Origin of the sequence: Bartonella sp. AS69XJJH (assembly GCF_042195585.1) — a bacterium.
Taxonomy (GTDB): domain Bacteria; phylum Pseudomonadota; class Alphaproteobacteria; order Rhizobiales; family Rhizobiaceae; genus Bartonella.
The window spans coordinates 1-19,996 of the sequence record NZ_JBHIOO010000008.1; the positions used below are offsets into that span (position 1 = coordinate 1).

Sequence of the window (19,996 nt, forward strand, 5' to 3'; positions counted from 1 at the left end):
TGGCAAGAGGCAATGGAACAAGCCAAGGGTAAAGCCGAGGTTATTATAGCAAAACAACGCCATGGTCCGACAGGAATTGTTCCCCTTGCCTTTCAATCCGATTTTACATGCTTTAGTGATTTGGAAAAATAGGAGCAGAAAAATGCGTTAAAGGGAGCTTTAATACCCTTTGAGAACACCTTTAAAACTCTTTGAGAAAAAAATAAATTGGTACAAAACCTAGTGTCAAAATATACAAAACCCGCTGGCAAGCTACACAAGCTACACACACAACAAAAAGTAATGGTAGCGGAGGAGGGATTTGAACCCCCGACACAAGGATTATGATTCCTCTGCTCTAACCTACTGAGCTACTCCGCCAAAATAAGCAATCACAATTGTAAATAATTACATCTTTTGCGGATATAAGGGGTAGAATAGTAAGATGTCAAGCATCGTTTTTAAGCTTTTCTCTTGTCATTCTATATTATCCTCGATATGTAAAAGTGTAATTTTCATATGATAAAGTAAGGTAAGGCATGAAAATGGTGCCACGTGTAGCGGTTTTAGGATGCGGTCATTGGGGTGAAAATCATATACGGACACTTCACTCTCTCGGGGCTTTAGCAGCGGTTTCTGATATTGATAATGATCGTGCTGCTAGTTTTGCAACGATGTATGGTGTAGAGGTTGTTACACCAGATGATCTTTTTACTCGTCGAGATATTGATGCGCTAGTATTAGCGTTGCCGCCACAATTGCATACGCAAAATGTGCTCTGTGCTGTTAAAAATGGTAAAGATGTTTTGGTGGAAAAACCAATAGCCTTGAATGTTTCTGATGCTAAACGCCAAGTTCAGGAGGCTGAGGCTTATGGGCGAGTTTTTATGGTGGGCCATATTTTACGTTTTCATCCAGCTTTTGAAAAAATGTGTGAATTGGTGAAAAACGGAGAAGTGGGAGATGTGCGATATATTTATTCCCATAGATTAGGCTTTGGAAAATTTCATACACACAGTGATGCTTTATGGGATCTTGCCCCTCATGATCTCTCAATGATTTTGGCGTTGACAGGATGTGAACCTTCCGAAATTCGCGGTGAGGGGGCTGCTGTCGTTAATCAGATTTCTGATTTTTCTCATATTCATATGACTTTTCCAAATGGTGTGCGTAGTCATCTTTTTACTTCACGCTTGAGTTCTTATCGTGAGAGGCGTTTAACTGTTGTGGGGACAAAGGCTATGCTCGTTTTTGATGATATGGAACCGTGGAGTCGTAAATTGGCAATGCACCATTTTGCCGTTTGGAAAGAAAATCAAGAGTGGGCTTTTAGCATGGATGAGCTGAATTATATTGATGTTTGTGAAGACTTACCGCTTACTTGCGAATTACGTCACTTTCTTCATTGTATTGAAACGCGTCAATCACCTCGTACAAATGGTGATGATGCTATTGCGGTTTTACGGATTTTAACAGCTGCTGGTGTCAATTATGATAGATAAAAGAGATAGGTAGCGCTTTTGCATTCTTGTGATGATCAATGGAGTTAATATGCAATTCATCGACCTTGGGGCGCAGCGTGCGCGTATTGAAGATAAAATTAATTCTGCAATTGCGCATGTGGTCGCTAGTGGGAAGTATATTTTGGGGCCAAAAGTAACAGAGTTTGAAGAGAAATTGGCAGAATATCTGGGCGTTAAACATGTGATTGCATGTGCTAATGGAACAGATGCTTTGAAGATGCCTCTTATGGCTAAAAATATTGGTCCAGGGGATGCTGTGTTTTGTCCTAGTTTTACATTTTCAGCAACGGTTGAAGTGGTTGCTTTGGTGGGGGCTGAGCCTGTTTTTGTTGATGTTTTACCTGATACATTCAATATTGATGTTGAAAAACTTTCTCACGCTATCGAAATGGTAAAAAAAGAGGGACGTCTAAAGCCAAAGGCTATTATTGCCGTTGATTTATTTGGGCTTGCTGCTGACTATGTGCAAATTGCTCAAGTGGCAGCAAAAGAAAATCTTTTTGTAATTGAAGATGCTGCTCAATCTATGGGCGGAAGAAGCGGTAATACTATGTGCGGTGCTTTTGGTGATGTGGCTGCTACAAGTTTTTATCCTGCAAAACCATTAGGGTGTTATGGCGATGGAGGTGCTATGATGACTAATGATGATCATTTTGCAAAACTTTTACGCTCTATTTTGTTTCATGGTAAAGGTGAAACGCAATATGACAATGTACGTATTGGTATGAATTCGCGCCTAGATAGTATTCAGGCTGCAATTTTACTAGAAAAGTTTGCGATCTTTGAAGATGAAATGGAAAAGCGTGTAGAAATTGCTCAACGCTATTACAATGGCTTAAGAGATATTGTTACAGTTCCAGAAATAGGAGAAAATATTCGTTCTGCTTATGCACAATATACGATTAAGGTAAAAGAACGTGATAAATTAAAAGATTTCTTACAAAAAAATTCTATCCCTACAATGATTTATTATAAAACTCCTTTACACCAACAGCCAGCTTATAAACACTTCCCTTATGTAAAAGATTCCCTTTCTGTTTCAGAGTCTTTAGGAGAGTGTGTTTTAAGTTTACCAATGCATCCTTACTTGACACAAACGGATCAGGATATGATTATTCAAAAAATAAGAGATTTTTATCACTCTTGAGAGCGTGTTTTATCCTTAAAATTATGGTCAAAGCTCTATTGGTGACCCATTTTAGAAGGTATTTTTTGTTAGAGTGTGTAATCAATGTTTTTGGTATTATTTACTTTCTAAGAGCTATGAAATGTTGTCCTTTAGAGCGGTGATATGATTAGAAAGTGAATCTGCTTGACAAGAAGATGTTTTTTAATAGAACTGTATGGGTTAGGAAACCTTGTCCTTTAGCTTAGCAAGAAAGTCGCGTTTAATAAAAAGGATTTGGGTTATGAAAGTTACCGTGAACCTTTGTTGATTTTACTCTTCATTTAAGGTGTTTTAAAAGATAACCTATTTAAGGGGGCTTTTGGAGAGAAGAGTTATTTTTTTGCGAATACGTGATGCTAGGTCATTTTTGCTTTTGGATTTTTGAATCAATGTGTTGATGGGTGATGTATTCCCCTCTTGTAGCGCTATTTGAGCTGCTAATGTTGCTGCGAGTTCTTTTGTTTCTTCACGGAGTTCTTCCAGCAATTGGTGGTTAGCGGTCGTGTTAAGCTCATAAGTTTGGATTTTTTGTAAACGTTGCTGATAGTGTGCGATTTTTTCACGCATCATTTTTCTTTCCTTTGAAAGTGTGTATTGTGGCGATATTTTGTTTGATTGCTATCGCTTCTTTGGTGAGAGCGTCTTGTGTGGGGAGGCATAGCCGATAAAATTGTTCTGTTACTTGGCTCAGTTGTATTTTTTGTTGGGCGTATTTTTTTTGCAAAAATTCGTACTTTTGTTGGTTGTTTGCTAATTCTACAGCATGTTGTGCACGAAGAAAATCGTGATTTGCTTCTATTTCCGCGAGTGATAATGGCATTTGCGCACAAACATCTTTATACGCAAAATGAACGGCTTTACGCCAAATAAAAGGAGATAAAAGGACCAGTAACCAGGAAGTGAAAGAAACTCCAAGTATAAAAAAAAGAAATGATTGAATAAGCATAATGCCCCTTTTCAAATAAGAATACGTTTAAAATGGATTCCATGTCGGTCTAGGTGTTAATTTTAAATACCCTACATTGATACCAAGGCGTGCGCCGACTCCTGTACGTATTGGGATTAACAAGGTATTATGGTATTTGAGGACATGAAAACCAACACCTGCAATTAAATAGGCCGAACCTGAAATACCACCATAGCGTCTCCATAAATTATTTATGCCATTAAGATTGTAAACTAAGATCATTAAACGGGAGCCTTGGCCGCCAAAATCCCATCCTACTGAGGGACCTTGCCAAAAAACTTTATGTTGACCATAGCTTTTGGTAAAAATCCTTCCTTCGCCATAGGTTAATCCAGCAAAAAAGGCACCAGAAGCTTCTTCTCCTAAAATATAGGCATTGGGATAACCGTATTTTGAAAAAATATTTTGAATTGCAACAGCCAGACCACTGGCTGTTTTTCCAAAAAAAATATGACCAGAATCAATAATTTCTTGGAGTGAATAATGGGGTTCGTTTTGCTCTATTGGTTTTAGTTGAGCATGTGCAGTGTTTATGGTGATGAATAAAAGGAAGATTAAAGATATAATATTTTTGTACCAGTATTTGAGCAGAGAGAGAGCCATGGAGTTTTCTCCTTTTATTAGTGATAAACAAAAAGATAATATTAGAATTTTCATTCTATTCAAATAAAAAATAAGATATAAGGTTATTTAAATTCTTGAATTTATTTCTGATTTTTTTAGCATGATTGTTAATTTTTCCTATTATGCATCAGATGTTAAGAGTTTTTCTTTAAAATAAAGTTTGTTTTTTGAATCTAGGAGTTTTCAATCATTATGACGTTAGATATTTCTTTGAAGCCTATGGATCTTGCTGCTTTGCTTTGTAGTCGTATTTGCCATGATTTGATTTCACCTGTGGGGGCTATTCAAAATGCAATGGAGCTTTATGATGAAGGAGGAGCTGAAGAAGATGCTTTGCAATTGGTGCGTTTATCCGTTGCGAGTGCTACTGCACGTCTACAATTTGCGCGATTGGCTTTTGGTTTTTCTGGTGCAAGTGGAGGACAAATAGATACACGGGCTGCAGAGCAGGTTGCTCAACAATATATGAAAGAAGAAAAAGCAACTTTAAAATGGCAATCTTCTTCTTTATTGTTAGAAAAAGATGAAGTTAAACTTTTGCTTAATTTATTATTGATTGCAAACGCAACAGTTTCTCGTGGTGGTGAAATTGTTGTTATGATTTTGCAAGAAGAAAATAAACGTTCTTTTCGATTTGAGGTTTTCGGTAGAACTCTCCGGATACCCCCTCATTTTCTTGCGTTATTTCGTGGAGAAGTTCAAGAAGGGCTTATTGATGCACATGTCATTCAATTTTATTACACAATGTTACTTGCTCAGATGACAGAGATGAAAATAAATATTGATGAAAGTGATCGTTGTATTGTTTTAGAAAGTGTAAAAAAGCTTTGAATAAGAGAGAAGCGCTTAAGCCGTGTTGGGAAAAGTGGCTTCAGTTGAACTTATGAGCGATAGGATTATATGTGTAAATTTGGTGTGCTTACTTCTTAAGCTTTAAGCGCTTTCTATATGAGATTTTTGGTGTGCGAGTTTTCTATTTTTAATAGAGAAAAGATCCTCGAGAAAAAATCTCGGCCCGCTACACTCCGAGATTTTACAATGTGCATGTTCACTGCTTAAGCGGTTTTTCGTACGTTCTCTTCAACTGGATCACGTAATACGTAACCACGTCCCCAAACTGTATCAATGTAATTTACATTAGAAGAGACTGCTTCCAATTTTTTCCGCAATTTACAGATAAAAACATCGATAATCTTTAGTTCTGGTTCATCCATTCCACCATAGAGATGATTGAGAAACATTTCCTTGGTAAGAGTGGTACCTTTGCGTAAAGAGAGAAGCTCTAGCATTTGGTACTCTTTACCGGTTAAATGAACGGGGCGCCCTGCAACTTCGACGGTTTTTGCGTCAAGGTTAACGGTAAGATCACCGGTAACAATAACCGATTGTGCATGTCCTTTAGAACGACGAACAACTGCATGGATACGCGCAATGAGCTCATCCTTATGAAAAGGCTTCGTCATATAGTCATCTGCTCCAAAGCCAAAACCACGGACCTTGTCTTCAATGGCATTCATACCAGAAAGGATCAGGACAGGAGTTTTTATTTTTGCCAACCTTAGAGTCCGCAAAACATCATATCCTGACATGTCAGGCAAATTCAGATCAAGCAAAATGATATCATAATCATAGAGTTTTCCTAAATCGATACCTTCTTCACCCAGATCGGTGATATAAACATTAAAGTTAGCCGACTTTAACATCAACTCAATGCTTTGAGTAACTGCTCTATCATCTTCAATTAATAATACGCGCATTTTAGATCCCTCACTTCGCTCCTTCACGAATCATAAGGAGCATTTCTATTTTATATCAGTTAGCAAAACCACTGCTATAAAAACAATTCATTAAATCAAACACTTACAACAAAGTGTTTATAAACATTTCAGTAGTACGCGTAACAATCACTACTCAATTCCCCACTATCCATGATAGTGGTTAACAAAATATTTTTATTTTTGAAAGAGGCTACAAAATTATTTTAGAAAAATCGCTTATTTTTTAACATAATAAAAAAAGAAGGGCTTTCTCTATAAACTTTAACTTAAAAAAAATTGTAAAAGAGCATTATAAATTACTTTTTTACAATTTCAGTGTTTGTTTACTGAGCTTTAAACCTCTTCATTTTATAATGGGGTGGAAAAGTAAAGAAATAGTTATTGCTCTTTAAAGCAGCTTGTCTTGTCAGATGCTTTAAAGAAAGGCAAAAATTATTATAATTTCAAGTTAATAGACTGTTTTTGTCGGATAGACATATAACTAGAAGATATTTATTGGGTGTGAATGCGAGTTTTGAGTTGGCGCAATCAAGGAGTAGTGAGTATGAAGCCACGAGAAAATATGGTGCGATTGAGGATGTTTCAAGTGCGTGGAAAGCGCCGTGAAATTGCACAGCTTGAGATGATGATCGCAGAATTTGAACGAATGGTGTTAGAGCTGGAAGCACAGATTACTAATGAAGAACGTAAATCTGGAAATAATGATGTTCACCATTTTGCTTATTCTGCTTTTGCGCGTGCAGCGCGGCAAAGACGTGATAACCTGATCAATTCGATTCGTGATTTACAGCTTCAAAAAACAAACGCTGAAATTGCTCTCCATGAAGCTAATACAGAGCTGCAACGTGCACAGCTTTTGGAAGCACGAGAAAAGAAGATTGCTGCGGATGATGAGAATATTTTGATTCAATCTAATTCAATGGTTGGCTAATTTAATGGCTGAATGATCAAAGCAATTATTAAAAATCCATTCTTTCAGATTTATCTTTTGGATATGGTATAAAACAGCCAAACTTTTATCTAGTTTGGCTGTTTTATAAATTGCTTTATGTTATCAAATCGTAATCAATGGCAACTTAATGCCTGTAGTTTTGAATCTTGGTCGTTCGTAATCCCGCTAAACCGTGTTCATCGATCAAACTTTGCCATGAAAGAAATTCTTCTACAGTCAAAGTATAACGTTGGCACGCTTCGTCAAGACTTAACAATCCACCTCTGACAGCCGCAACAACTTCAGCTTTGCGACGAATCACCCAGCGCCGTGTTGTTTGCGGCGGTAGGTCGGCAATTGTAAGCGGACTTCCATCTGGCCCAATAACATATTTCATTTGTGTTTTTATCAAATTGCTCATTCGTATCCTCTACCTTGAGTCAAGGATTTGATTCGTTTATAGAGCATGAAATTTAAAAAAGAGCTAAAAGCGCTGAAAGAAAAAATTAATAAAGTGCTTGAGCATGTAAAAAGAAGCTCAAGTTGAGGTGTGTAGAAGAGATTCTTGCAATATTTTACCGGATTTTTCAAAAGAGCAAAAAAGGTTTTCTAAAAGGATTTCTCCCAAACGATTGCTATTATGCCTTATTTCTATCATTCTTTTTTTGTTTGCAGCAGCTTTTAAGAGAGTAATGCCTATGGTTGTGGAAAGGATAAAAAAATAATATAAAGACAACCTGTCGTGTAAAAGTGCTGAAGAGCGCGCATCAGAATATTAACATATGGGTAGCCATTAAACAGAGCATTAAATAGAGAATAAATATATGTTTTTAAACAGTCTTGATTTACCAGGACAACCTAAGGATTCTCGCATTGTTGTTGCAATGTCAGGGGGGGTTGATTCATCGGTTGTTGCAGGTCTTTTGAAAAAGGAAGGGTATAATGTTATTGGCATTACGTTGCAGCTTTATGATCATGGGGCAGCGACGCATCGGGTGGGGGCGTGTTGTGCAGGACAAGATATTGAGGATGCACGCCGCGTTGCAGAAACATTAGGAATACCGCATTATGTTCTTGATTATGAAAAGCGCTTTCGCGAAGCTGTTATTGATCCTTTTGCGGAGAGCTATGCTCATGGAGAGACACCAGTACCATGTATTGCATGTAATCAAACGGTTAAGTTTGCTGATTTATTAGCAACGGCACGCGAATTGGGGGCAGATGCTTTGGCTACGGGACATTATATTCGTTCGCGTTCCCATGGAGCGCATCGAGCACTCTTTCGTCCTCTCGATAATGATCGTGATCAGAGTTATTTTCTCTTTGCAACGACACAAGAACAGATTGATTATTTGCGTTTTCCACTTGGTGACCTTCCAAAAGCTCGCGTTCGTGAAATGGCAGCAGAAATGGGCTTTGTGGTTGCCAATAAGCATGATAGTCAGGATATTTGTTTTGTTCCACAAGGAAAATATTCAGATGTTATCGCAAAACTGCGTCCAGAAGCAGCTAATCCTGGCGTTATTGTCCATATTGATGGAAAGATTTTAGGTAAACATTCGGGAATTGTTAATTATACGGTTGGTCAACGTCGTGGTATTGGGGTGTCAACGGGTGAAGCGCTTTATGTGGTTTATCTCGATGTGGAAAATGCACGTGTTATTGTTGGACCGCGTGAAATGTTAGAAACGCATAAGCTTTTTTTACGTGATGTGAATTGGCTTGGTGATGAGTCGTTAGATAATTTCCCTTCTCAAGGTATTGAGGTGGCTGTAAAGGTGCGTTCAACGCGTCCTCCTCATCTTGCGCGCTTACATTATAAAGAAGGTGTTTTTTCCGTTGATTTATTGGAATGTGAAAATGGTGTGGCACCAGGGCAAGCTTGCGTTCTTTATGATGAAAATGGTCATGATGCGCGTATTCTTGGGGGAGGATTTGTAACACATTCAGAACGTGCGGCCGATACTGAAATGATGTTGAAGCGCGTTTTATGTAATCTCGAAACAAAAGATTCTGTTTCTTCTGAACTAAAAACAACAGCTTCATAAAACATAGTAAATTGATTTATAATGATATTTTGTACTCTTAAACTTGAATGAGACTTCCGGAAGATTTTCTCATTGGAAGTTTGTTTTATGATTGAATCCATCAACATTATGTCTTCTGAACGTCATAAGTGGGGTTAGGGTGTAGAAAGCATTGATAAGAAAAATGTAAAAATGTTTTTTATCAATGCTTTAAAATGCTAGGGAACGGCAATATTATTGGAGACTGGTAGATAACATACAACATCGGCTATGTTTTACAACTTAAAGTGTTATCATCTTTAGTGGTCAAAGTTCGTAAAATGGGCAAGTGCAATACCTGAGGCTGTGGCAACATTAAGGCTGTCAAAACCGTCAGTCATAGGAATACGTAAGGTTTTTGATTGTTGTAGTATATGGGGTGGTAAGCCATCGCCTTCTGTTCCAAAAATAAGTGCTATTCTTTTAGTTTTGTTGGCTTTCTTGAGAGTGTGTGAAGCAGCAGGGGAGAGTGCATAAAGATGAAAGTTTTCATCGTTTAGAGCAGTTATAATGTCATTTATATCAGCGTCTTGCGTATAGGGTACTTTGAAAGCAGCGCCGGCAGAAACTCGTATTGATTTGCGATAAAGTGGATCGCATGAGGTTTTGTCGACAATAATACCATTACTGGCAAAGGCTGCTGCATTACGAAAAATTGATCCCATATTATCGTGATTCGAGATACCACATAAAACAAGAATCAAAGCTTTTTCTGGAAGATATTGTAAAAAACTTTGTAAGGATGGCAGTGTTTTGCGTTTACCAATACCCAGAACACCACGATGAACATGGAAACCGGTGATATTATCCATAACTTTTTGTGGAACGCAATAAATGGGACATAGAGGCTGTGTTTTTTCTAAAAGCGGTAGAAGTCCAGAGAGACGGTTTGTTACGATGAGCAGTGAGATGGCAGAAAAATCTTTCGAGTGCAGTAATGCGGACAATGTTACTTTGCCTTCAGCAATAAATTGATGTTGCCGTCCAACAAGATCTTTTTCACGGATATTATGATAGGCTTTTAGGCGTGGATCATCGGTTTCATTGATTGTTATGATATTCAAATGCATGAGAGATTTTTAGTGCTTTTTTCTTATGATTTCCAGATGTTCGAGTTTATTTTATTTTAACAAAGAGAGAAAAAAACATTATTTTAAAACTTATGGTAGAATTTGTGTTGACAACGCACAACCATAGGTATAGTATGAAAATACTGATACGGAATCATATATTTTTTTTCGTATCGGGTGCAGTGTCTTGGGTCCCCGCTATTTCCCAAGTTCTGTATGCCCTTAATTTCTAAGGGAAAAGAATCTGGGTCCCCAATGCCCAGATTCTTTTTTTGAGGGTATCATTGTTCTTCTTTTTTATATCTCAATTTTTTAGTAAATCATATTTTAAAATTCTGTTGACCTGTAAAGTTACAGTAGAGTGCTAAGATATTTTTTCTAAGGTGCAAAGATGGCTTATAGATGGGTTATAATGCACATCATAAGACTGAAGAATAATGCATGATCGTGATACATTTGAGCAAAAACAAGTTTTTCGTTTATGAGACGTGAGATGGCTTTAAGCTATTCAGAAAACGGTTAATAATGAAGGTGATGTGTTTGATTGCTCTTGGGAAAGCTCTTTGTTTATTATTTTCCTCTCTTCTTCCTTTATTGGTGCTGTTCGTGTAACTGGGCAGTTTTTACGATAATAATGGTAAGCTGAGGTGTTTATTGTATGGTGAAGCTTCTATAATATTGTCGATATGCCAAAAGTATCATTATATAGTTTAAAATATTAATTCCCTTATTTCGTGAAGAAAAGGATGAGGTTCATGGATGTAAAAATCAATATACAAAGCTTAACTTTATACTCTATTTTTATTGCGTGTATCGTTTTTGCTTTGAAATATTGGGCATATCACATCACAGGTTCGGTTGCACTTTATTCTGATGCATTGGAATCAATCGTTAATATTCTTGCGTCATTGGCAGCATGGTGGGCTGTTAAAGTGAGTATGAAGCCAGCGGATCATGATCATCCCTTTGGGCATCATAAAGCAGAATATTTTTCCGCAATTCTTGAAGGGGTACTCATTATTATTGCGGCAATTGTTATTTTAAGAGAAGCATGGACAGCTCTTTCTACCGTTCAATTATTGCAGAAGCCTGGAATATGGCTTGTTATTCATCTTATTGCAACCGTCATAAATTGTATGTGGGGAATGGTTCTTATTTGGCAGGGAAAACATCATCGCTCACCGGCTCTTAAAGCGGATGGAGTGCATTTTATAACGGATGTTTTTACTTCGCTTGCAATTTTAGTTGGTCTGATTGCTGGTTTTATCGGGGGATGGGGAGCTTTAGATCCAATTTTAGCGATAATCGTTGCTGTTAATATTCTCTTACAGGGCTGGAAGGTGATTAGAAATGCTGTTCAGGGATTAATGGACGTTGGCGTTGAATTGAATGAAAGCATGCGGATTCGGGAGCTGATTTCTGCAAATGCATCGGGTGCACTTGAGGTCCATGATTTACGGACGCGTGTTGCTGGGAGGGTTACTTTTATAGAGTTTCATTTGGTTGTGCCTGCTGTAATGCAGGTAGGAGAAGCACATAAAATTTGTGATAAAATCGAAGGTGTTCTTCAAAAAGAATTTGATAATGTGCGTATTTCTATTCATGTCGAGCCTGAAGATGAGGCAAAATTGCCTCCCGGTACAACGGTGATCCCTTTTATATAAAAAGATTTTTTTCAAATTGCCTGTCCTGTTATGGGAACTATTTTTTATGATGAGGCGATTCATACTTCCCGAAAATACAATGATGCTCTTTCTTTGATTTAATTTTTGCATCAATCAAGTATAAAAGGTTAAACAGAGTATTTAAGGCAAGATTTATTCTATTTCGTTAAAACACTGTCATTTAAGGTGTGGTGAGATAAGGCATATAAAATTTGATCTATTAAGTCTTTTTAGAGTATTGAGTAAATATTCAAAATAGAGCTTGCCGGTGTATTCTTGTGTAAGTAAATCTCTTGAAATGGTTAGTAGCTTAAATTTACTTAAGAGAACGAATTGTTTACGGATTGTCGGGAGTAGATGTTTCGTTTCTTAGGGCGAAGAGGAATGAAGCTTTCGTAATAAGTTTAATGAGATTTAATTATAAATTTTATATAAAAGTTATGAATAGAATTTTAAAGTTTGTGATCATAGATTACTCATCATTATTGTTGCTAACAAATGTGTTGTTTTATCGATACAATGTGTTCTGTTTTAAGTGTTCTTTATTGCATGAAAGATAGGGGACTCATTAAAGAATGAAAAAACAAAAAATAATGCTCATATCTCTACTCTTTAAAGGATATTATTGTTATTGCTTTAGAAAAGCGCAAAGCTGAACTAAAGAATGACACTAAAGATAAAAACTGTTTTTCAATTGATGCTTTCATATTTTTATTTCAATCTGGCATCAAAAAATTTACAATAACGCATACAGTATTGGTGCATCCTAATCATAAAAATGCTGCTATATCAGGGCTATTTAAATTTATAGACACAAGAAAAAGCAAAAACTTTATAAGGAAAACAATGCTATAAAGTCAAAAATTTATACGCAATAAATTAGAGAGATAGATCGAAGTTTTATAAAATACTTTATGAGACAACAACCAAACATATCTGGCATTGCTTTTACTTATTTTTACAAACGTTTGTCTATGTCTTTTGTGCTATATTCGTAAAGATCAGATTAATGGTAATCTATAGATAATTCTTGGTTAAGAATATGAAAGGAACGCGTGATACTATAGTAGAGTTTTGCCTGTCTTTATCGTTTAACCAGTAAAAGTGATTACAAATCCGTGATTTCTCCAAAAGTGATTTTTTCATACCTATAAACAAAAGTTAGATCAAAACGACTTTTTCCTCTTAAAACTGTAAACAAATATATTGTAGCCGTATAGCTTGAACGAAGTTAGATATTTACCTGAATAACTACAGTATCTATTTTAAGAATAGAGAAGATATTTCATATCGCTATGATGTTATTAAAGAGCTCTTAAAACAATGATTCCTGGTGTTTTTGAAACATAATCCATAAAAGGAGAATCAACGACTTTTTCGTTTTCTTTTCGTGAAGAAGCATTTCTTAACATTGGCCCTTTATCTGTCATGATAAAGAAGCCCACGTGTGTTACGTCCAATCCAGCAAGTTTCGTATAAATACCAATGAAATCACCAGATTGTAAACGACCTATAACCTCCTCATTAATAAAGTTACTTGGAATATACGTTATCGTGCGTTTCACAACTGGCAACCCAGGTAGATAGCTTCCACCATCAGCTTTTTTGTTGAGATATTTTTCTATTTTTACCGCATGGGGACTTATTTCAGCGGTAATATCAGTGGCGAGTTTATATTCTCTATAAGTCCAGTCCGTAAAAAAATGTTTCCGATTTAAAAAATCAACATTACCGTTAATATAACGCGTTTTTATGACGTTATTTATGAATTCTGTTTGGGATGTTGATTTGCGCAATGCTTCAACATAATCTAGATAAGTAAAGCAATCTAAGCCTCTAAAATCGATAATCAGTTTTTCTGGTGTATTTTCTGAGCCATGTAACATATTTGCTTGGTAAGGTGTCCCTAAAAAAGATTCAGAAAGAAAATCAATTAGTGCCCCTTTTTCCTGATAATTTGTCTCTGAACGTTTTTTGAGAAGAGCATTTAATTTATTTAGAGTATAGGGATCTAAGTTTACGTTGGTTGTTTGTTCTGTTTCTATTTTATTTTCTAAAACACTCTCTTGTGAATCAGAATCCTGAACATCACATCCTGTTACCAACATTAAAATGAAAATTAATAGGGATATTTTTCGCATTTTATACACCATTTTTGAATTAAAAATTCATGACGAACTATTTCTAAAAGTGCTATTTTTTTAAATGCTGATCATGATCATCGTTAAATTTAATGGTAGCATATAATCATTAGGAGTACCAATGAATATAAAGATAAAATCATGATTTTTAAGGTTACACAAATTGCAAGCGATATGAATATTTTCTAAAATTATAGAATTAAAGAATTTTTCTCTATAATATACTTATTTTTTTAAGAGCTTATCTTTTAAAAGGTTTCAATTGCTATAGGATATCTAACGTATCCAATGGAATTGAGATTCCTGAAAACGGTGGTATGAGAGGGGGAAATGATGTCTGATAAAATTCATCATAATGTCTCTAAAACTATTGAAAATACTCTGTGTTTCATGAAATTTTGTTCATGAGTTTGTCACATAAATATTTTGTTCGTATAATGCGAAAAATATTTTTTATGCTTTGACAATGATATACCAATTAAAGATATACAAATTAAAACGTAATTTTATAGTTTTATCTTGACTCTTACTTAAATTTTTACTTTGTTATTATTTTATATGTGAAAAGTATACGGTATAGAATACTTTTAAAAGGAAAAGGGAGTTAAAAGAGAGCGGGGGAGTAATTGTATGCGTAAAATAGTGTGTATGTTATGCAAGACCAAATGCTCAATCCGAAATTTGTTCAGCGTGGGCTCACTTTAGTGTTCATCACTTTATTGTTAGATATTCTTGGCATTGCAATTATTTGTCCTGTTTTGCCTGAATATTTTTCTCAATTAACTGGAAAAGATGTCAGTACAGCTTTTGTAGAAAGAGGAAAATTACTTGCAGCTTATTCAGTGATGCAGTTTTTGTTTGCTCCTGTTATTGGCAATCTTTCTGATCGTTATGGTCGTCGTCCTATTTTGCTTGTCTCTATTATCTGCTTTGCTCTTGATAATCTGATATGTGCTATAGCATGGAGCTATTCTATGTTATTTATCGGGCGTCTTTTGTCAGGGATAAGTGGTGCTAGTTTTGCAACTTGTACAGCTTATCTTGCGGACATATCCGATGATAAAACCCGTACACGTAATTTTGGTCTGTTAGGCGTTGCATCCGCATTGGGGTTTATTTTAGGATCGTTTATTGGTGGTTTTTTAGGTCAGTTTGGTCCGCGTATACCGTTTTATTTTGCTGCTGGTTTTTCACTCATTAATTTTATTTTTGCTTGGCGTATGCTTCCAGAAACTCTTTCTCTATGGAATAGGCGCTTTTTTGATATTAAGCGGGCAAACCCCTTAGGTGCTTTTTGGCATCTGAAACAATACCCGATGGTTCTTTGGGTGTTATTGGTCTTTTTTCTTTATTGGTTTGCGGAATCTGTATGGTTAAGCATTTGGGCTTTCATTGCAAAAGAACGCTATGATTGGAGTTCTTTTTCGATTGGGCTCTCCTATAGTGTTTTTGGGATAGGCCAATTTATTGTAGTCGCTCTCATTTTGCCTTATTTTTCTAAACGATGGAGTGATTGGCATATTGTTATAGTGGGGCTTTTGTTTGCTTCTGTTGCTATGTTGGGCTATACATTCGCGACGCAGGGGTGGATGGTTTATATGGTTTGTGCGTGTACAATGCTTGAATATCTTGTTCATGCACCTATACGTGCTATTGCTTCAGCGCAGGTACCGACAAATGTACAAGGAGAACTGCAAGGAGCGATGACATCTGTTATTTCGTTAAGTTTAACATTTGGTTCTGTTTTTTATGTGTTTCTTTTTGAATGTTTTACAGATAAAAATGCACTGTTTTATTTTTCGGGTGCTCCTTTTGTTGGAGGCTTTTTTCTTCTTGTCGTTGCAACAGTTATTTTTGCCTTGCGGGTACGTTAGTTTGTTGAAAGGGGCTGGTACATACTATTTTGCTAGAGAATGCACAAGATAAACAAAATGTATCATTTTATAGGCAGAAAGTTTTTTGTGATATTTGTTTCACAAAGTGTTGTATAAAATATCGATATATTCTTCTCATTTAGTGCAAATAATTTTTTTATTTTGTGATATTGTTTGTATAGTAGAGTCCGTATTTTTTCTATTGCTTGCAAATTAATATCCAGTGCTAATGCAGCAGCATATTGAAAACAAAGATTAAAACGTATCTGCGTTAGATGTATCAGTACTGTATGAACAATTCCAAATTTTATATGGCAAATTGGAAGTAAAATATTGCGTATATTTGTTTGCATCACTTCTGGAATCGAAAGAAAACCTCATTTTGGAAGAATATAAAGTTGTAAAATTGAAAAGCCGTTTCCTGTTTTGACATCACTTTTTTATTCGGCTTTACACCTTTCAAAACCATCTAAAGCAATATCTTTTAAAAAGTAGAGATTTGTTGCATTGTCTCACACTTTAATTTTTTTATTCTTTAATAGGAATTATGCTTTTCATGCAAAATAGAATGCTTAGAATTGTATTGTGAATCCAATACTTATTTGAAGGTTAGACACTTTACTCTTTTTAAAAATGGTTTTTATCGACACACTTATCTTGCTTGGAGGGAGAAGCCAATGATGTTGATGGATACGACCTTAAGAGGAGAGGAATGAGAAAATTTAAGCTATTCAGTTCTCTCATTTTAGTTGCAAAATGATAAATAATAACACTTATTCAATAAGTTGTGTGTATAAAAATAATATAGTTTTTGCGTAGGAAGATGATATAATTTAAAGGAGAGAAGCTAGAAGGGGGGACATTTTATTTTAAGATATTTTTTTATAATTCATAATGAGATCACAGAAATGCTGAAAGAGATAGTGGCTATCTTGTGGTCCAGGAGAAGCTTCAGGGTGATATTGAACAGAAAAAACTGGTTTTCCAATGATTCGGATACCACAGTTTGAACCATCAAAGAGAGAAATATGTGTTTCTTGAACATGTTGGGGTAAAGTGGTTGCATCTACAGCAAAACCGTGATTCATCGATACAATCTCAACTTTTCCACTGTTAAGGTCTTTAACTGGGTGGTTGGCACCATGATGTCCTTGGTGCATTTTCACGGTTTTTGCACCAACCGTAAGAGCGAGAAGTTGATGACCAAGACATATTCCAAAAATTGGTAAATTATGATCAATTAATGTTTTGATTATTGGAATGGCATATTGAGCGGTAGCTGCGGGGTCTCCTGGTCCATTAGAAAGAAAAACGCCATCAGGGTTCATTGCTAGAATTTCTTTTGCAGTTGTGTGGGCAGGCACAACAGTAATGCGTGCTTTTTGTGTTGCCATAAGGCGAAGAATATTGCGTTTAATACCATAGTCAATTGCAATGATATGAAGATTGTGCACATTGTTTGTACCATATCCTTTATTCCAACTCCATGGTTTTTCATCCCATTGCATTGATGTTTGGGATGTCACGTCTTTCGTAAGGTCAAGATTGATGAGACCGTGCCATTTTTGCGCACGTTTCTTTAAAGAAGGAATATCAAAATTTCCATTAGAATCATGTGCAATGACAGCATTTTGCGCACCTTTTTCACGAATAAGAATTGTGAGCGCACGTGTATCAATACCACAAAGTGCAATAATTTTACGCGTTTTAAGCCATTGATGAAGATTTTCATTGGCACGATAATTTGAGGGATTTGTAATGTCTGCCTTGAAAATAGCGCCAACAGCACCATGACAATTGAGAGGAGTGAGAGCTTCAATATCTTCACTATTTGCCCCTACATTTCCTATATGAGGAAAAGTAAAATTAACGATTTGTTGTGTGTATGACGGGTCTGTGAGGATTTCTTCATAGCCTGTGATGGCGGTGTTAAAGCACACTTCAGCTTCAGCAATGCCTGTAGCACCTGCTCCTTTGCCTTCAATAATGGTTCCATCAGCTAAGACTAAAAGGGCTGTAGGTTTTTTGATCGTCCAAGGGTGGCTAGGTGAAGTCGTTTGTATCATAGTATGTATCCACAATTTATTCTCTGAAAGGTATAATGATCAACTTTACACAAAAACCATATCTTTAACAGATGCTGTGTATATTATTCTGGTAACGTTTCGCTTGAAATAGGCAGTATAAGTATATTCCATGAAGAGGTAAAGTCTTGTTTTAGTTTTTCGAAGATCGAGTCCTTAATTATTTTTTATTCTCCATTGCAAGATGGATAAAGATTGGTTAAAAGGCATTTTCTTCTTGAACAAAATTGGATAAATTTATGTTGCGTAACCAGATTGATGGGGCTCTTCGGGCTGCTTTGAAAGCGCAAGATAGTGCGCGTCTTGCTACACTTCGTTTAATGAATGCTGCAGTGAGGGATCGTGATATTCTTTATTATGATGAAGGGAAGCTAGAAGTGGATGATCAGCAGATACAATCTGTTTTCACTAAAATGCTTCGACAGCGTGAAGAATTGATACGAGTCTATAAAGAGTCGGGTTGCTTGGAATTGGCAGAGAGAGGACAAGCAGAAATAGAAGTTATTCGTGAGTTTCTTCCCTATCAACTTAAGGAGATGGAAGTAGAAAAGGTTCTTTGTGAAGCTTTGGCACAAACAAAGGCTGAAAAATTACGTGATATCGGTAAGGTGATAGTATGGCTTAAAGAACGATATGCGGGGCAAATGAATTTTTCTAAAGTGTGCAATAGTCTTCGTAAGAAATTGCAATAGATCTTATTAATTCAAGGGGAGTGGAAAATATTTTTTATTGTACGTCGCCTTTGTAAGACAGTAGGATGTTGATAAATGTCATTTATCTTGTACATACATACTATTATAAAAAAGTAATTTTTTGAAATAAACGAATCTTTTTGGAACTCATAGAGTAATAAAACATCTTTTATGTATTATATTTTTCTGTTCTTCAAAGCTGTTAGATCATTAACAAAACAAAAAAATTATAGAGTTTCTACTTTTTAAAAAAGATCTATTGTCTGCACTGTTAAAAATTTTAAAATAAAATGATTAGCTAATTGATACAGATTTCCAATTTTGGAGGAGTGTGTTGTTGTCTTTTTGCTGTTGCAAAGCATTTGTTTGATAAAGCGTTGCTGTATTTTTAGAGGGGTGATTATTCAGCAAGAAATTTAAACGTAGATGGTTTTATCAATATAGTATGTATCTTCTTAATTCAAGCGCTGGTTTTAATGATAAGAAAATCAGAACTTTAAAACGTTTTTTCTATGGGAGACATTTTTTAGCTGAGTTGATGAAATAAAAAGATATTTTGAAAAGAATTCTTTGTTTGTATTGTGTTTTGAGATGATTTTGAAATTCTTTTCTCTGATTAAATCCCTTATAAGCTATATAAAATCTATAAATTATGCAGAATAAATGAGTAACCTTTATTTGTGGGGATACAGTGGTGAATCCGTTAAAAATAGTTCAGTTAGCAACAATGGCTTACCCGTTAACCGCAAACGGGAACGGCGTGCCCATAGCGCACCTTGTTGACCAATATGAATGTAATCGCGCGTTAATTTGTCATTGTTAAATAAATAATGTCCTAGAGGTACAGTTCCCAAATGCATCAAGGCTTGATTGTGTAGGAGGGTTTCTTGTGGAATGACAGTGCGTCCAAGGAGCCAAGGTTTATTATCTCCCATCAATATGATTTCACGCAGCCAATAACGCGCACTTTCGGGGAGATGCGCTGCTTCGTCTGTTAATTTATCTCGCGTAATAAAACATTCGCGTTGTGGTTGAACTTGGAGGAAGGTACAATATTTCTTTAATCGAAGCGTCATTGAGCCCGATTCCATGAGCCAATCGCGAATGTTTTCTGGTATTGGAGGATTTTGATCAGAGAGCCACTGTAGAGGTGGTAAGATGGAATCTTCAAGATCAGACATCATTTTACTCCACATTTAAAGTCTTATTCCATATGTTGTGTTGGGTGAACTAAATAGATAGCTCTATTGTAATACAAGGAGTATAAAAGCAGCAGATTTTAACAGGAAGATATCAAAGGGAAAGTCGAAAGCAAAGATCTTTAAAAGAAGATATGCGGGAAATATATATTATAGGATCATTTTCATTAAACAAGAAAAATAAGGTATTATGTTTTGTCCAAGGCGCTTTCACACAATACAATACGGAATTTTCT

The 19,996-nt window shown here is 35.9% G+C and carries 16 protein-coding genes, 1 tRNA gene and 1 pseudogene; 9 read left to right on the forward strand and 9 right to left on the reverse strand.

Going from position 1 to position 19,996, the window contains the following annotated elements; translation table 11 throughout:
• Positions 1-132, forward strand: a 132-nt coding sequence (locus tag ACFIK6_RS05255; protein WP_375642136.1) for a DnaB-like helicase C-terminal domain-containing protein, incomplete at its 5' end; no start/stop codon positions are given.
• Positions 133-283: 151 nt separating this feature from the next.
• On the opposite strand, the gene ACFIK6_RS05260 is transcribed toward ACFIK6_RS05255, so the two are convergent.
• Positions 284-360 (reverse strand) — tRNA-Met (locus tag ACFIK6_RS05260).
• A 164-nt stretch (positions 361-524) separates the two neighbouring features.
• Here ACFIK6_RS05260 and ACFIK6_RS05265 point away from each other — a divergent pair.
• Both ACFIK6_RS05265 and ACFIK6_RS05270 read left to right on the forward strand, forming a co-directional pair.
• On the forward strand, positions 525-1,481 hold the full coding sequence (locus tag ACFIK6_RS05265) for a Gfo/Idh/MocA family protein (protein WP_375642137.1): 957 nt from the start codon (positions 525-527) through the stop codon (positions 1,479-1,481).
• 49 nt (positions 1,482-1,530) lie between these two features.
• Complete coding sequence (locus tag ACFIK6_RS05270; protein ID WP_375642071.1) at positions 1,531-2,649, forward strand: DegT/DnrJ/EryC1/StrS family aminotransferase; 1,119 nt, start codon at positions 1,531-1,533, stop codon at positions 2,647-2,649.
• Positions 2,650-2,973: 324 nt separating this feature from the next.
• Here the strand turns inward: ACFIK6_RS05270 and ACFIK6_RS05275 are convergent.
• Positions 2,974-3,616 (reverse strand): annotated as a pseudogene (locus ACFIK6_RS05275) (hypothetical protein).
• A 27-nt stretch (positions 3,617-3,643) separates the two neighbouring features.
• Positions 3,644-4,240 carry a DUF1134 domain-containing protein gene (locus tag ACFIK6_RS05280; protein ID WP_375642072.1) on the reverse strand — a complete coding sequence of 199 codons (597 nt, stop codon included), beginning with the start codon at positions 4,238-4,240 and terminating at the stop codon, positions 3,644-3,646.
• A 213-nt stretch (positions 4,241-4,453) separates the two neighbouring features.
• On the opposite strand from ACFIK6_RS05280, the gene chpT reads away from it, so the two are divergent.
• Positions 4,454-5,092, forward strand: a complete 639-nt coding sequence (chpT, locus tag ACFIK6_RS05285; protein WP_375642073.1) for a histidine phosphotransferase ChpT — start codon at positions 4,454-4,456, stop codon at positions 5,090-5,092.
• 224 nt (positions 5,093-5,316) lie between these two features.
• Here the strand turns inward: chpT and ctrA are convergent, their stop codons facing one another.
• On the reverse strand, positions 5,317-6,018 hold the full coding sequence (gene ctrA, locus ACFIK6_RS05290) for a response regulator transcription factor CtrA (RefSeq protein ID WP_273724203.1): 702 nt from the start codon (positions 6,016-6,018) through the stop codon (positions 5,317-5,319).
• 565 nt (positions 6,019-6,583) lie between these two features.
• On the opposite strand from ctrA, the gene ACFIK6_RS05295 reads away from it, so the two are divergent.
• Positions 6,584-6,970, forward strand: a complete 387-nt coding sequence (locus ACFIK6_RS05295) for a flagellar export protein FliJ (protein WP_375642074.1) — start codon at positions 6,584-6,586, stop codon at positions 6,968-6,970.
• 145 nt (positions 6,971-7,115) lie between these two features.
• Here ACFIK6_RS05295 and ACFIK6_RS05300 read toward each other — a convergent pair whose 3' ends face one another.
• On the reverse strand, positions 7,116-7,391 hold the full coding sequence (locus ACFIK6_RS05300) for a DUF1153 domain-containing protein (protein ID WP_273724205.1): 276 nt from the start codon (positions 7,389-7,391) through the stop codon (positions 7,116-7,118).
• Between the two features lie 403 nt (positions 7,392-7,794).
• Between ACFIK6_RS05300 and mnmA the strand changes: the two genes are divergently transcribed.
• Positions 7,795-9,018: a tRNA 2-thiouridine(34) synthase MnmA gene (gene mnmA, locus ACFIK6_RS05305; protein ID WP_375642075.1), complete on the forward strand. Its 1,224-nt coding sequence runs from the start codon at positions 7,795-7,797 to the stop codon at positions 9,016-9,018.
• 278 nt (positions 9,019-9,296) lie between these two features.
• On the opposite strand, the gene ACFIK6_RS05310 is transcribed toward mnmA, so the two are convergent.
• The gene (locus ACFIK6_RS05310) at positions 9,297-10,106 is read right to left on the reverse strand and encodes a TrmH family RNA methyltransferase (protein WP_375642076.1); all 810 of its coding nucleotides are present in this window, start codon (positions 10,104-10,106) and stop codon (positions 9,297-9,299) included.
• A 755-nt stretch (positions 10,107-10,861) separates the two neighbouring features.
• Here ACFIK6_RS05310 and ACFIK6_RS05315 point away from each other — a divergent pair.
• Positions 10,862-11,770, forward strand: coding sequence for a cation diffusion facilitator family transporter (locus tag ACFIK6_RS05315; protein ID WP_375642077.1), 909 nt, complete (start codon positions 10,862-10,864; stop codon positions 11,768-11,770).
• A 1,304-nt stretch (positions 11,771-13,074) separates the two neighbouring features.
• Here ACFIK6_RS05315 and ACFIK6_RS05320 read toward each other — a convergent pair.
• Entirely contained in the window at positions 13,075-13,911 is an 837-nt protein-coding gene (locus ACFIK6_RS05320; protein ID WP_375642078.1) for a DUF1460 domain-containing protein, read from the reverse strand.
• A gap of 653 nt (positions 13,912-14,564) precedes the next feature.
• Here ACFIK6_RS05320 and ACFIK6_RS05325 point away from each other — a divergent pair.
• The gene (locus ACFIK6_RS05325; protein ID WP_375642079.1) at positions 14,565-15,785 is read left to right on the forward strand and encodes an MFS transporter; all 1,221 of its coding nucleotides are present in this window, start codon (positions 14,565-14,567) and stop codon (positions 15,783-15,785) included.
• A gap of 869 nt (positions 15,786-16,654) precedes the next feature.
• On the opposite strand, the gene carA is transcribed toward ACFIK6_RS05325, so the two are convergent.
• Complete coding sequence (gene carA, locus ACFIK6_RS05330; RefSeq protein ID WP_375642080.1) at positions 16,655-17,851, reverse strand: glutamine-hydrolyzing carbamoyl-phosphate synthase small subunit; 1,197 nt, start codon at positions 17,849-17,851, stop codon at positions 16,655-16,657.
• Between the two features lie 257 nt (positions 17,852-18,108).
• Between carA and ACFIK6_RS05335 the strand changes: the two genes are divergently transcribed.
• Complete coding sequence (locus ACFIK6_RS05335) at positions 18,109-18,561, forward strand: GatB/YqeY domain-containing protein (protein WP_375642081.1); 453 nt, start codon at positions 18,109-18,111, stop codon at positions 18,559-18,561.
• 674 nt (positions 18,562-19,235) lie between these two features.
• Here the strand turns inward: ACFIK6_RS05335 and ubiC are convergent.
• A complete protein-coding gene (gene ubiC, locus ACFIK6_RS05340) occupies positions 19,236-19,742 on the reverse strand; it encodes a chorismate lyase (RefSeq protein WP_375642082.1) in 507 nt (168 codons plus the stop codon).
• Between the last annotated feature and the right edge of the window lie 254 nt (positions 19,743-19,996).